This is a genomic window from Bradyrhizobium sp. CCH5-F6, from assembly GCF_001556045.1.
Classification (GTDB): Bacteria; Pseudomonadota; Alphaproteobacteria; order Rhizobiales; family Xanthobacteraceae; genus Bradyrhizobium.
In genome coordinates, this window is record NZ_LSIC01000109.1 from 34,243 (window position 1) to 45,874 (window position 11,632).

General features: G+C 64.7%; 16 protein-coding genes. 12 read left to right on the forward strand and 4 right to left on the reverse strand.

Features of this window, described 5'->3' with window-relative positions; translation table 11 throughout:
* The first annotated feature begins 56 nt into the window (after positions 1–56).
* From AX729_RS19780 to AX729_RS19800, 5 genes are all read left to right on the forward strand, one after another.
* Entirely contained in the window at positions 57–995 is a 939-nt protein-coding gene (locus tag AX729_RS19780; protein ID WP_061026042.1) for a YVTN family beta-propeller repeat protein, read from the forward strand.
* Positions 992–1,798, forward strand: a complete 807-nt coding sequence (locus AX729_RS19785) for a lanthanide ABC transporter ATP-binding protein PedB/LutE (RefSeq protein ID WP_061026044.1) — start codon at positions 992–994, stop codon at positions 1,796–1,798. The genes AX729_RS19780 and AX729_RS19785 overlap by 4 nt, the downstream gene beginning before the upstream one ends.
* Positions 1,795–2,643 carry a lanthanide ABC transporter permease protein PedC gene (locus tag AX729_RS19790; protein WP_061026046.1) on the forward strand — a complete coding sequence of 283 codons (849 nt, stop codon included), beginning with the start codon at positions 1,795–1,797 and terminating at the stop codon, positions 2,641–2,643. Before AX729_RS19785 ends, AX729_RS19790 begins: the two co-directional genes overlap by 4 nt.
* On the forward strand, positions 2,640–3,248 hold the full coding sequence (locus AX729_RS19795; RefSeq protein ID WP_061026049.1) for a hypothetical protein: 609 nt from the start codon (positions 2,640–2,642) through the stop codon (positions 3,246–3,248). Before AX729_RS19790 ends, AX729_RS19795 begins: the two co-directional genes overlap by 4 nt.
* A gap of 123 nt (positions 3,249–3,371) precedes the next feature.
* Complete coding sequence (locus AX729_RS19800) at positions 3,372–3,674, forward strand: copper-binding protein (protein ID WP_061026050.1); 303 nt, start codon at positions 3,372–3,374, stop codon at positions 3,672–3,674.
* 57 nt (positions 3,675–3,731) lie between these two features.
* On the opposite strand, the gene AX729_RS19805 is transcribed toward AX729_RS19800, so the two are convergent.
* Positions 3,732–4,292, reverse strand: a complete 561-nt coding sequence (locus tag AX729_RS19805) for a PQQ-dependent catabolism-associated CXXCW motif protein (protein ID WP_061026052.1) — start codon at positions 4,290–4,292, stop codon at positions 3,732–3,734.
* Positions 4,289–5,173, reverse strand: coding sequence for a substrate-binding domain-containing protein (locus tag AX729_RS19810; protein WP_061026054.1), 885 nt, complete (start codon positions 5,171–5,173; stop codon positions 4,289–4,291). The genes AX729_RS19805 and AX729_RS19810 overlap by 4 nt, the downstream gene beginning before the upstream one ends.
* A 126-nt stretch (positions 5,174–5,299) precedes the next feature.
* Here AX729_RS19810 and AX729_RS19815 point away from each other — a divergent pair, with 126 nt between their 5' ends.
* Both AX729_RS19815 and AX729_RS19820 read left to right on the forward strand, forming a co-directional pair.
* Positions 5,300–6,223: a quinoprotein relay system zinc metallohydrolase 2 gene (locus AX729_RS19815; protein ID WP_061026055.1), complete on the forward strand. Its 924-nt coding sequence runs from the start codon at positions 5,300–5,302 to the stop codon at positions 6,221–6,223.
* Between the two features lie 53 nt (positions 6,224–6,276).
* A complete protein-coding gene (locus AX729_RS19820) occupies positions 6,277–7,095 on the forward strand; it encodes a quinoprotein dehydrogenase-associated SoxYZ-like carrier (RefSeq protein WP_061026073.1) in 819 nt (272 codons plus the stop codon).
* Positions 7,096–7,114: 19 nt separating this feature from the next.
* Here the strand turns inward: AX729_RS19820 and AX729_RS19825 are convergent, their stop codons facing one another.
* Positions 7,115–7,471 carry a hypothetical protein gene (locus AX729_RS19825; RefSeq protein WP_061026074.1) on the reverse strand — a complete coding sequence of 119 codons (357 nt, stop codon included), beginning with the start codon at positions 7,469–7,471 and terminating at the stop codon, positions 7,115–7,117.
* 87 nt (positions 7,472–7,558) lie between these two features.
* On the opposite strand from AX729_RS19825, the gene AX729_RS19830 reads away from it, so the two are divergent.
* The 5 genes from AX729_RS19830 to AX729_RS19850 are packed head-to-tail and all read left to right on the forward strand — an operon-like array spanning position 7,559 to position 11,225.
* Positions 7,559–8,539: an ABC transporter substrate-binding protein gene (locus AX729_RS19830; RefSeq protein WP_061026076.1), complete on the forward strand. Its 981-nt coding sequence runs from the start codon at positions 7,559–7,561 to the stop codon at positions 8,537–8,539.
* A gap of 1 nt (position 8,540) precedes the next feature.
* On the forward strand, positions 8,541–9,278 hold the full coding sequence (locus AX729_RS19835) for an ABC transporter permease (RefSeq protein WP_061026057.1): 738 nt from the start codon (positions 8,541–8,543) through the stop codon (positions 9,276–9,278).
* Positions 9,268–10,008, forward strand: a complete 741-nt coding sequence (locus AX729_RS19840) for an ABC transporter ATP-binding protein (RefSeq protein ID WP_061026059.1) — start codon at positions 9,268–9,270, stop codon at positions 10,006–10,008. The genes AX729_RS19835 and AX729_RS19840 overlap by 11 nt, the downstream gene beginning before the upstream one ends.
* Positions 10,009–10,056: 48 nt before the next feature.
* The gene (locus tag AX729_RS19845; protein WP_061026061.1) at positions 10,057–10,851 is read left to right on the forward strand and encodes a pentapeptide repeat-containing protein; all 795 of its coding nucleotides are present in this window, start codon (positions 10,057–10,059) and stop codon (positions 10,849–10,851) included.
* A 26-nt stretch (positions 10,852–10,877) separates the two neighbouring features.
* Positions 10,878–11,225 (forward strand): hypothetical protein, encoded by a 348-nt coding sequence (locus AX729_RS19850; protein ID WP_156457079.1) that lies wholly within the window; start codon positions 10,878–10,880, stop codon positions 11,223–11,225.
* 9 nt (positions 11,226–11,234) lie between these two features.
* Here AX729_RS19850 and AX729_RS19855 read toward each other — a convergent pair whose 3' ends face one another.
* Positions 11,235–11,444, reverse strand: coding sequence for a hypothetical protein (locus AX729_RS19855; protein WP_061026063.1), 210 nt, complete (start codon positions 11,442–11,444; stop codon positions 11,235–11,237).
* Positions 11,445–11,632 lie beyond the last annotated feature (188 nt).

The following is an 11,632-nucleotide window of genomic DNA, read 5'->3' on the forward strand; positions in this document are numbered from 1 at the left end:
CGGGGGAGGTGAGGACCGCCCGCGGACGGAGATCGCTGCTAAGAGCAGCGTTGCTGATGGTTCTGGCGACCGCCGCAGCGCCCGCACACGCCTTCATCGCCTACGTCTCGAACGAGAAGAGCAACACGGTCTCGGTGATCGACACCGACAGCTGGACGGTGACCAAAACCATCAAGGTCGGCCAGCGCCCGCGCGGCATCGATTTCACGCGCGACGGCAAGTTCGTGATGGTCGCCGTCGGCGACGACGACACCATCCAGGTGATCGACGCCAAGACGCAAACCGTGGTCGACAGCCTGCCCTCCGGCCCCGACCCCGAGCTCTTCGCTCAGGATGCCGCGGGCAAGTTCCTCTACGTCGCCAATGAGAACGACAACACGGTGACCGTGATCGACCTCGAGAAGCGCACCCGTCTCGGCGACATCCAGGTCGGAGTCGAACCTGAGGGCATGACCCTCAGCCCCGACGGCAAGACGCTGATCAACACGTCCGAGACGACCAACATGGCGCATTTCATCGACACCGCCTCGCGCCAGATCGTCGCCAACGTGCTGGTCGACGCGCGCCCGCGCTTTGCCGAGTTCAAGCACGACAGTTCGGAAGTATGGGTGTCTTCGGAGATCGGCGGGACCGTATCGATCATCGATCCCAGGAAGCACGAGGTGATCGGCAAGGTCACGTTCGAGATTCCGGGACTGCGGAAAGAGGCCATCCAGCCGGTCGGCATCGGCATGACCAAGGACGACAAGACCGCCTTCGTCGCACTCGGCCCCGCCAACCGCATCGCGGTGGTCGACGTCGCCACGCGCAAAGTGACGAAATATCTGCTGGTGGGACAGCGGGTCTGGCACGTGGCATTTACGCCCGACGAAAAGTACCTTCTCACCACCAACGGCGTGTCGAACGACGTTTCCGTCATCGACGTCGCCGCGCAAAAGGTGATCAAGACCATCCAGGTGGGCGAGCTACCCTGGGGCGTCACGATCGCGCCATGACCAGCCCTGCCCCGATCACCGAGCCACGTGAGATGCCGATGCTCGATCCGGCCACGGTACCGGCATTGTCGATCGAGGGCGTCAGCCATTCCTACGGGCCACGGCGCGCGTTGATGGACGTGTCCTTCAACGTGCAACCCGCGAGCTTCACGGCGCTGCTGGGTCTCAACGGCGCCGGCAAGAGCACGCTGTTCTCGCTGATCACGCGCCTGTTCGGGATTCAGTCCGGCCGTGTCTCCATCTTCGGCCACGACATCAGCAAGAGCCCGGGCGAAGCGCTGCGGCTGCTCGGCGTCGTGTTCCAGCCGCGCACGCTCGATCTCGACCTCTCGCTGACGCAGAACCTGCTCTATCACGCCGCTCTTCACGGCATCAACCGGCGCGAGGCCGCCGCGCGCAGTGCCGAATTGCTCGGCCGTATCGGGCTCGAAGAACGTGCCGGCAGCAAGGTTCGCGACCTCTCGGGCGGGCAGATGCGGCGGCTGGAGATCGCACGGGCGTTGCTGCACCGGCCCCGGCTGCTGTTGCTGGACGAGCCGACCGTCGGCCTCGACGTCAAGGCGCGCGCCGACATCATCAGCCATGTCCGCCAGCTCGTGACCGGGCAAGGCATCGGCGTGCTCTGGGCCACGCACCTGTTCGACGAGATCATGCCGGGTGACGATCTCGTGGTTCTGCACCAGGGCAAGGTGCTGGCGCAGGGGCCGATGAGCCGCGTCATTTCCGAGGCCGGTGCGCAGGACGTCAATACCGCCTTCATGCGTCTGACAGGCGCGCAAACCATGCCGGGAGGCGGCGCATGAGCAGCATCACCACCCGCGATGCACCGCGCGGCTTCTCGGCCGCGGAGTACATGACCTGCCTCACCGGTATCGTCTGGCGCGAGGGCCTGCGCTTCCTGCATCAGCGCGAACGCTTCGTCTCGGCGCTGGTGCGGCCCCTGGTGTGGCTGTTCATCTTCGCCGCCGGCTTCCGCCAGGTGCTCGGCATCTCCATCATCCCGCCTTACGAGACCTACATTCTCTATGAGGTCTATATCGCGCCCGGACTGATGGCGATGATCCAGCTCTTCAACGGCATGCAGTCCTCGCTGTCGATGGTCTATGACCGCGAGATGGGCAACATGCGCACGCTCCTGGTGAGCCCGCTGCCGCGCGGGTTCCTGCTGTTCTGCAAGCTGCTCGCGGGCACCGCCGTATCGCTGCTCCAGGTCTATGCGTTTCTCTTGATCGCCTGGCTGTGGGACATCGCCCCGCCGCCCTGGGGCTACCTCACCGTGCTGCCGGCGCTGATCCTGTCCGGACTGATGCTGGGTTCGCTCGGCATGCTGATCTCCTCGGGCATCAAGCAGCTGGAGAACTTCGCCGGCGTAATGAACTTCGTGATCTTCCCGATGTTCTTCGCCTCCTCCGCGCTCTACCCGCTCTGGCGGGTGCAGGAGGGCAGCCCCTATCTCTACTATCTCTGCGAGGCCAATCCGTTCACCCATGCGGTCGAGCTGATCCGCTTCGCGCTCTATGCGCAGATCAACTGGATCTCGCTGGCGGTGGTCGCAAGCTGCACAATCGTCTTCATGATCGGAGCGATTTTGGCCTATGATCCCTCTCGCGGACTGGCGCGACGCGGGCCTGCGGGAGGCGAAGGATGAAGGTCTGGCTTCTGGCTGCCATGCTGATCTCGCTGTCCGGCGCGGCCGCGCACGCGGCCGATCCGCGCTTTCCGGATTGGCCATGCACCCAGGCCAAGGTGCCGGAGATTTCGCTCGCGGCCGTCTGGGCCGGCCCGCCGCTCGACGATGTCCAGAACAAATGGAAGGACGACGCCAGGGTCAGCGCGCTGGTCGCAAAATTGGCGGCGCGCAAGACATCGTTGGACGAGGCCGAGAGATCGGTGAAGGAGTTTCTGGCCGCCTCCGGTTCCGACAAGGCGGCGAATGCGAAGCAGCTGTTTGCCGGCCTGTTCGACACGCTCAACGCTCAGCGCTCGCAGGTCATGAACGGGCTCGAACGTGTCAGCCGCAAGCAGCGCGCAGCCGCCGACAAAATTCGCGAGGAAACGCTGCAACTCCACACCCTGCAAGGCGCGACGCCCCGCGACGAGGCCAAGGTCGAGGCACTCAGCAACGAACTGATCTGGAAGACCCGCATCTTCGAAGACCGCACCAAGGTGGTGCGCTTCGTCTGCGAAGTTCCAACCACGATCGATCAGCGCCTGTTCGCGCTGGGGCGCGTGATCCAGCAGGAGATGGAATAGCGTCAACATCGCTGACGGCTCACGAAAGTTCCGCCACCGTTAACCTTTTGCCGCGCTATCTGCCGGAACCAAATCGATCTAGGATGCCTTGTCGAAGTGAACCCCATACGTCGGGAGGCCTCGATGGGAACCACAAAATTCATCCTCGCGGGCGCCGCGGCCCTTAGCTTGCTCGCATCCAGCGCATTTGCCGAAGACATGACCGGAACGATCACGCGGATCGACCGGCTCAACGGCACGATTTCGATCCAGGAGACACAAAAGGGTACGGTCGGCGCCGGTTCAGGCAGCGCCGGCGCGCTCCAGGAGTACAAGGCCAAGGACGCAGCGATGCTGGACGCCGTCCATGCCGGCGACCGGGTGAACTATACGGCCACCGAGGCCAACGGCACCGGTACGCTGACGAAGCTGCAGAAGCAGAAGTAACAGCACTGCCGCAAACCTCTCTCCGCTTGCGGCGGGAGGAAGCGCATTTTCGCCTGATCAATGTTGCTCGGGACGCGGCTCCGGTTGCGCCTCCTCGGTCGGAAGCGTCGCGCGCTCCCAGCCGTCGGTGCCGTCGGGGTACCACGCGATGTTGGAGTAGCCGTAAGCCAGCGCGCGCTTGGCGGTGTTCCAGGACATCCAGCAATCGGCGAGGCAATAGATCACGAGCAGGGCGGCCTTGTCGCCGCGCGAGGCGCGCGCGAGGCCGCGCTGGAGATAATCGTCCATGGCCGGCGGCAAGGTGCCGTAACCGGTGTCCGGCAGCCAGATGCTGCCCGGAATGTTCCTGCGCGGCGCATCGCGCCAAACGGTGCCTGCGGGAAGGTTTTTCGGCTTCGGCGGCCGCGGCAGCACGTCGATGAAGGCGCCGCTGTTCGCGCGCCAGATCGCTGCTGCCTCCTCGGTGGTGAGCACGCGCGCGCCAGCGAGCGTCGCCGGCACCGGCGCACGATAATTGTCGGTGCGATAGCCCTCGGGCTCGAACGGCTCCTGCTGCTGCGCCAACGCCGGTGCCACGAGCAGGGCGGCGACGATCACAGCGGCAAGAGGCCGGCTCATGGCGTCTTCTTGGCCGTCTCCCCGCCGAGCGGGCGATTGCTCTCGTCCAGCAGCGGGACGCCGAAATCGAGCAGGATCTTGTCGATCTCGCCCTGGTTCTCCTGGATCAGCTTATTGAGCTGCCGCTTCCAGTTCTGGTCGGCCGGGCGCACCCCCATGCCGATGCGATAGACCAGCTTCGGCCCGGTGGTTTCCTTCACCAGCGGCGTAACATGGAGCGAAGAGCCGGCCTTCTTCGCATAGTAGCCGGCCATCGGGCCCCACAGCACGCCGGCGTCGATCTTGCCGGCAACAAGGTCGTCGACCATCGCCTGCGCCGAATTGTCGAAGCGCGTGTCGATCATCAACTGATAGGGCTTTGCATGACTCATCAAGCCCGCCAGCGCCATGTTGGTTGCCGGCGGTGTGCCGGCGACGATTCCGATACGCTTGCCCTTCAACTTCGGATCCTCGAGTATATCGACGTCCTCGAGCCCGCTGCCGGTCTTCGCGACCAGCGCATAGGTCGTACGATAATAGGGATTGGTGCCCTGCACGAGATCGTCGCCTTGCGGGAATCCCATGATGACGTCGCAGCGATGGGCACCGAGCGTCATCCGCACGAAACCGCTGGCCTGCGGAAAGAAGACGTAATCGAGCTTCTTCTGCAGCTTGTCCGCAAGAAGCTCGGCCAGCTTGTTCTCGAACCCCTCGCCCTTGTCGTTGGAGAACGGCAAATTGCGCGGATCGGCGCAGACGCGCAGCACCTTGGGATCGACCAGCTCGAATGAGAGATCGCCGGTCTCGCTGGTCTGCGCGATGGCGGAATCGCCGAACGCGCCGGATGCGACCAGGACCCACAGCGAAAACAACCAGCGACGATGTCGTCCGGCCTGCGTCATCGTGCTTCCTCCTCGTTTTGATTGAATGCTATCCATGCAACGCATGACGCGCCACCTGTGCCAACTTTGCGCTGGCCTTGCTTGTTGCAGTGCAATGAGACGAACCCTATGGACTGAGGCGGAAAAGTGTCTCGCATCGCTCTGATGATCGCAGCCTGGTTCCTGCTGGGAGCAACGCTAGCACGCGCTTGGGCGGCCGAATTGCCTGTGAGCGAAGTCGCACCGGGAATCTTCGTACACTCCGGGACCATCGCCCTGATGACCCGCCAGAACGAGGGCGACATTGCCAATGTCGGCTTCATCGTCGGCGAGGACGCGGTCGCCGTGATCGACACCGGCGGCAGCCTTCGCGAAGGCGAGGCGCTGCTGGCCGCCGTGCGGGCCCGCACGCCCAAGCCGATCCGTTATGTCATCAACACCCACGGCCATCCCGACCATGTCTTCGGCAATGCCGCCTTCGTTGCTGAGGGGGTGAGCTTCGTCGGCCATAGCAGGCTGCCGCAGGCACTTGCGACGCGGGGACAGTTCTATCTCGACAATTTCCGCCGCATCATGGGCGGCGAGTTGATCGATCCCGTCAAGATCATTGCCCCGACCCTGCTCGTGACCGACGCGATGACGCTCGATCTGGGATCGCGCCGACTGAGCTTGCGCGCCTGGCCGGCCGCACACAGCGACAGCGACTTGATCGTGTTTGACGAGACGACCAGAACCCTGTTTGCGGGCGACCTCGTCTTTCTTCGCCACATTCCGGTCATGGACGGAAGCATCCGCGGCTGGCTCGAAACGCTGAAGGGATTGGAAGCCATCCCGGCGCTCCGCGTCGTTCCCGGCCACGGCCCCGTGAGCGACTGGCCTGCCGCGCTCAGCGATGAACGGCGCTATTTGTCAACGCTGCTGTCCGACGTGCGCAGGCTGAACAAGAATGGCGAGCCGATCCGCGCCGCCGCGGACAAGGCGGCCGCCTCGGAACGGCCGCATTGGCAACTGTTCGACGACTACAACGCCCGCAACGCAACCGCAGCATTCTCGGAAATTGAATGGGAATAGCGGGCGCGCTAGGCTGTCGCCAACGATCGTTTCGTCCGCGCGGGATCATGACCATGACGGGATGCACACGCCGCCTGACTCTCACCGCCCTGCTGCTCAGCATGGCGCTTGCAATACCGGCGCAGGCTGAAGAGGCGCATGATCCCTGGCCGGGCCTGGTGCAGGACATCTTCAGCAACCGTCCGATGAACGACGGCAGCGCCGTCATCGGCATCGAGATGCCCTACCGCGCCGAGGATGCGGCCATCGTGCCGGTGACGCTGCGCAGCAAGCTGTCGCCCGGCGATGCGCGCCGCATCCGTTCGATCACGCTGGTGATCGACCGTAATCCCGCACCGATGGCGGCGAAGTTCGAGCTGGGGCCGGACGCGAACGTCACGGAGATCTCGACACGCGTGCGCGTCAACAACTACACCGACGTCCACGCGGTCGCCGAGCTCAGCGACGGCCAGCTCTACGTGTCCAAGACTTACGTGAAGGCCTCCGGCGGCTGCTCGGCGCCAGCGGGCAAGAACGTCGAGGAAGCCAAGAACCGGATCGGCCAGATGCGCTACCGCCAGTTCGCACGCGAGGATGCGCCGGCGAGCCGCGTCCGCGAGGCACAGATCATGATCGGCCATCCCAACAATTCCGGGCTCCAGATGGACCAGGTCACGCAGCTCTACATTCCCGCGTACTTCATCAATCAGTTGAAGCTGACGCAGGACGACAGCCCCGTGCTGTCGATGGAAGGCGGCATCTCGATCTCGGAAGATCCCAATCTCCGCTTCACCTACGTGTCCAACGGCGCCAAGCGTTTCCGCGCGGAAGCAAAGGACACGAACGGGCACGTGTTCCGCAACGAGTGGGATGTTGAGAAGCCGGGGACGTAATCTCGGCGCTTCGCACCACCTAGAAGCACCTCACCTCGGCTTCCGCCTGCGCGCGGCGCAGATCGTTTACCGCAGAGTTCGCCTGCTCCGACGTGCGGAACTGGACGCCGAGATTGCTGCGCACCTGCGACATGCTGAGCGCGGTCTCGGCGGTGACGTAGCGCTCATAGGGGATGATCGAGGCGACCACGTCGATCGAGCAGGAACATTGCTCGATCGCAGCCCGCGTCTCGCCGTTGGCCTTCATGCAGCCATAGACGTATTCGGCGCGCGCCGATGTGGGATAGTCGTTGGCTTCCTCGGCCCGTGCCACGCATGCGGTCCCCGTCAATATCAATGCGGCGACAATCGGTCGTAGCTGTCCCGCCAGTTTCATGCGCATCCTCCCGATGGTTGCGACGAAGGCTATGCTATGCGTATTGTCCTGAAAAGCGCTCTGTCAGAGGAAACGGCTCACAAGGTGATGAGAGTACCCGGTCGAATATTGGCGCTTGCGATGACGCTGGCGTTGATGCCAGTCGCACCCGGCCACGCCGCGGAGACGATCCGCCTTGCGGTGCAGAAGACCGGAACGTTCTCCTGGGAGCTGGCCGCGATCCGCGCGGGCGGTCTGGACAAGGAGGCCGGCCTGTCGCTCGAGGTCTCCGAGCTCGCGAGCACCGAGGCCGGCAAGATCGCGATGCGTGCCGGCAGCGCCGACATCATCCTGTCGGACTGGCTGTGGGTCTCGCGCGAGCGTGCGCTCGGCGCCAAGCTCACCTTCTATCCCTATTCGAGCGCGCTCGGTGCGGTGATGGTGCCCGCCAACTCGCCGATCAAGACACTCGCAGACCTCAAGGGCCGCAAGCTCGCGGTCGCCGGCGGGGCGATCGACAAGAGCTGGCTGCTGCTCCAGGCGCGCATGAAGCAGGACGGCATCGACCTGAAATCGCAGGCAACGATCGTCTACGGCGCACCGCCCCTGATCGCCGCCAAGGCGCTCGACGGCGAAATGGATGCGAGCCTCAATTTCTGGAACTTCTGCGCCCAGCTGGAGGCCAAAGGTTTCAGGCGCCTCACCGGGATCGAGGACATCTTGCCGAAGCTGGGCGCCAAGGGTGCCGTCTCCGCCGTCGGCTACGTCTTCGACGAGAGCTGGGCCGCGAGCCATCGCGGCGCCGTGGCGCGCTTCATCGCGATGACGCGCAAGGCCAAAGAGCTGCTGGCGACCTCGGATGCAGCCTGGGACAAAGTCGCGCCGCTCACCGGCACGACCGACCCGGCTGTGCTCAAGACCTACCGCGACCGCTACCGCGACGGCATTCCGCGCCGGAGCATCGACGACGAGGAAAAGGACGCGCGCGTGCTCTACCGCGTGCTGGCGGAAATCGGCGGCCGTGATCTCGTCGGCCCGGCGGCCGAGCTCGATCCCGGCACCTTCTATCACGCAGTCCCCGGAGACTGAGGTGCTGCGTCTTCTCTCGTTCGCCTTGTTCCTCGCGATCTGGTGGATTGCCGCGTTGTTCGTCGGCGGCGCGAAGCTGCCTTCCCCGCCGGCCGTGCTCGAGGTCATGATCGCGGAGGCGTCATCCGGCGCGCTGTTCCTGCATCTCGGTGCCACGCTGGCGCGCGTCACGCTCGCCTTCACCCTGGCGATGTCGATCGGCAGCGCGATCGGCTATCTGATGGGCCGGGTCAAGCTCGCCGACCGGCTCGGCGATCCCTGGCTGATCCTGCTGCTGAACTTGCCAGCATTGGTCGTGATCGTGCTGGCCTATATCTGGGCTGGTCTCACCGAGACCGCCGCGATCGCGGCGATCGCCATCAACAAGCTGCCGACCGCCATCGTCACCTTGCGCGAGGGCACGCGCGCGCTCGACCGCTCGCTCGACGAAATGGCGAGCGTGTTCGCGATGCCGCGCCGGCGCGCCTTCCGCCACGTCGTGCTGCCGCAGCTTGCGCCCTATATCGCAGCCTCTGCACGCTCCGGACTGTCGCTGGTGTGGAAGATCGTGCTGGTCGCCGAACTCCTGGGTCGGCCGAACGGCGTCGGATTCGAGATCGGCGTCGCCTTCCAGCTGTTCGACACGCCGAGGCTGCTGGCGTATTCCCTGACCTTCGCCGCCGTCGTGCTCGTCATCGAAACCTTGGTGGTGCAGCCGTTCGAAGCCCGCGCAAACAGGTGGCGGCCCCGTGCGGCTTGAGGTCGAGATCACAGGAAAGACCTTCACCAGTGCCGCGGGCGGAACGCACGAGGTGCTGGCGCCGGTCAAATTCGCGCTTCAATCCGGCGAGGTCGGCGTGCTCATCGGCCCGTCCGGCTGCGGCAAGAGCACGATGCTGCGCATCATCCTCGGATTGGACCGCGATTTTGCAGGCCGCGTCGCGCGACCGCCGGAGGCGCGGATCGGCATGGTGTTCCAGGAGCCGCGGCTGCTGCCGTGGCGCTCGGTCGAGCAGAATGTACGGCTTGCGGCACCGGATATTTCCGACGCGAAGCTGTCAGAGCTGTTCCGGATCCTGGAGCTGGAAGCGCATCGCAGTCACTTCCCCGGCGAATTGTCGCTCGGCCTTGCCCGCCGCGTCGCACTGGCCCGTGCCTTCGCGGTCGAGCCCGATCTCCTGGTGCTCGACGAGCCCCTCGCCTCGCTCGACGATGCGCTCGCCGGCCGCCTGCGCGACGAGATCGCGACGCTGGTCGCGAGCCGTCCGATAATGACGCTGCTCGTCACCCACAGTCTCGACGATGCGATCCGGCTCGGCGACCGGCTGTTCTTCTTGTCGCCGCGTCCCGCGCGGATCGTGCAGGAGCTTCCGATCACCATCCCGCGCGCCGCGCGCAGCGAGGCCGAGATTGCGGCGATCAGGACCGAGCTTGCACGGCGCATCCAAGCGGAACAAGACGACATTCACGCCGGGCGGGATGTCTCATAGGCAACCGCGCGAGGCCCGTGCTAAATTGGGTCGCAGCGGAGTCTGCTGATGAAGCGAAGGATCGCCCTGACGGCACTTGGCCTTGCTCTGCTCGCGACAACGACGCGTGCGCAGGACATGATGCGCTATCTCGATCTGACATCACCCGCCATGGTCTCCGCCGAGATGAGCCGGCAGGAGGTCGAGGCCGCGCTGGCCAAAGCGAACGCCGGCGCACCCGCCGATTTGACCGGCAAGCGGTTATCGGGGCTCGATCTCAGTGGTCTCGACCTGACCAACGCAATTCTCCGTGCGGCACGGCTCAACAAGACGAAATTCGCCGGCGCCCGGCTTGATGGGGCGATCCTCGATCAGGCGTGGCTGCTGGATGCAGATCTCGCGGGCGCGAGCCTGAAGGGCGCCAGTTTGTTCGCGTCACAGATGGCACGTGCTCGCCTCGACGGCGCCGATCTGACCGGTGCGCGCATCACGGCAGATCTCACCGGCGCGAGCATGGTCGGCGCGTCGATTGCGGATGCGCATCTCGGTGCCGACATGCGCAACCAGTCGATGGGGCTGATGCGCACGGTGCTGAGATCCGCCAATCTGGAACGGCTGAACGCGCGCAACGCCGATTTGTCACGCGTCGACCTTGAATTCGCGGTCCTCAGGGGCGCCGACCTGAGCGGTGCATCGCTGAAAAACGCCCAACTCGGCGGAGCCGATCTGACCGGCGCCATCGTCATCGACACCGATTTCGACGGGGCCGATCTCGCCTCGGCGAAGCTGATCGCGCCGAACGGCCTTGACCGCGCCAAGAATTTCGACAAGGCAAAGAACCGCGAACGCCTGATCAGGGAATGACGGCGCGCCTGTGGGAGGACTGCTTGATGCGTTGGATTCTGGCATTGTTGCCGTTGTTGACGCTTGCCGGCGAGGCCGCCGCGCAGACCAAGGGCAAGGGCATCCGGCTCTGGAACCTGACCGCTGAGACGATCTCCGGCTTCCAGCTCGCGCCGGCCGGCAGGACCGACTGGGGTCCGAACCAGTGCTTGAACGACAAGGACAAGGAGGTCGACCACGACGAGCGGCTGCGCATCACCGGTGTCGAGCCCGGCCGCTATGACGCCAAGGTCAGCTATCCCGATGCGCGGCAGTGCATCGTCCGCGACATCGAGATCAAGGCGGATGCCGTGTTCTCGATCGCCGACAAGGATCTGCAGGACTGCACGAAGTAGCCGGGCCCCTTACGCCCTGTCGTTCGGACGTGGATATTCGCAGCGCCAGCGCACCGCATGCCACTTCGGGTGCTCGCCGACCCATTGCGCGATATAGGGCGGCGCGGCCATCGCGCATTGCCGCGGCGACCCGGAATAATTGAACATCAAGTGCCGCTCCTCGCAGGTCGCAGGCGAGAGCACCGCACACACGGTCACCACCAGGTCAATCGGGTTCATGCCAGGATCCTCTCGCAAGGGGCGATGGACAGAATATCACGAGAATTTACGTCCTACGGAGGGAGAAGTTTCAATCCGGCGTGAGAATTGGGAGGCCTCTCTTCGTTCTTCCTGCAAGCAAGAGAGGGCGAAGTGAACTTCCTCCGAATGAGTGGACACCTGTAGTAGGCTCGTTGAGCCTGGAGGTG

Bases quoted from the DNA above. Each gene is read 5' to 3' on its own strand.
- AX729_RS19780 (WP_061026042.1), top strand. From the start codon at position 57: ATGGTTCTGGCGACCGCCGCAGCGCCCGCACACGCCTTCATCGCCTAC.
- AX729_RS19785 (WP_061026044.1), top strand. From the start codon at position 992: ATGACCAGCCCTGCCCCGATCACCGAGCCACGTGAGATGCCGATGCTC.
- AX729_RS19790 (WP_061026046.1), top strand. From the start codon at position 1,795: ATGAGCAGCATCACCACCCGCGATGCACCGCGCGGCTTCTCGGCCGCG.
- AX729_RS19795 (WP_061026049.1), top strand. From the start codon at position 2,640: ATGAAGGTCTGGCTTCTGGCTGCCATGCTGATCTCGCTGTCCGGCGCG.
- AX729_RS19800 (WP_061026050.1), top strand. From the start codon at position 3,372: ATGGGAACCACAAAATTCATCCTCGCGGGCGCCGCGGCCCTTAGCTTG.
- AX729_RS19805 (WP_061026052.1), bottom strand. From the start codon at position 4,292: ATGAGCCGGCCTCTTGCCGCTGTGATCGTCGCCGCCCTGCTCGTGGCA.
- AX729_RS19810 (WP_061026054.1), bottom strand. From the start codon at position 5,173: ATGACGCAGGCCGGACGACATCGTCGCTGGTTGTTTTCGCTGTGGGTC.
- AX729_RS19820 (WP_061026073.1), top strand. From the start codon at position 6,277: ATGACGGGATGCACACGCCGCCTGACTCTCACCGCCCTGCTGCTCAGC.
- AX729_RS19825 (WP_061026074.1), bottom strand. From the start codon at position 7,471: ATGAAACTGGCGGGACAGCTACGACCGATTGTCGCCGCATTGATATTG.
- AX729_RS19830 (WP_061026076.1), top strand. From the start codon at position 7,559: ATGAGAGTACCCGGTCGAATATTGGCGCTTGCGATGACGCTGGCGTTG.
- AX729_RS19845 (WP_061026061.1), top strand. From the start codon at position 10,057: ATGAAGCGAAGGATCGCCCTGACGGCACTTGGCCTTGCTCTGCTCGCG.
- AX729_RS19850 (WP_156457079.1), top strand. From the start codon at position 10,878: ATGCGTTGGATTCTGGCATTGTTGCCGTTGTTGACGCTTGCCGGCGAG.
- AX729_RS19855 (WP_061026063.1), bottom strand. From the start codon at position 11,444: ATGAACCCGATTGACCTGGTGGTGACCGTGTGTGCGGTGCTCTCGCCT.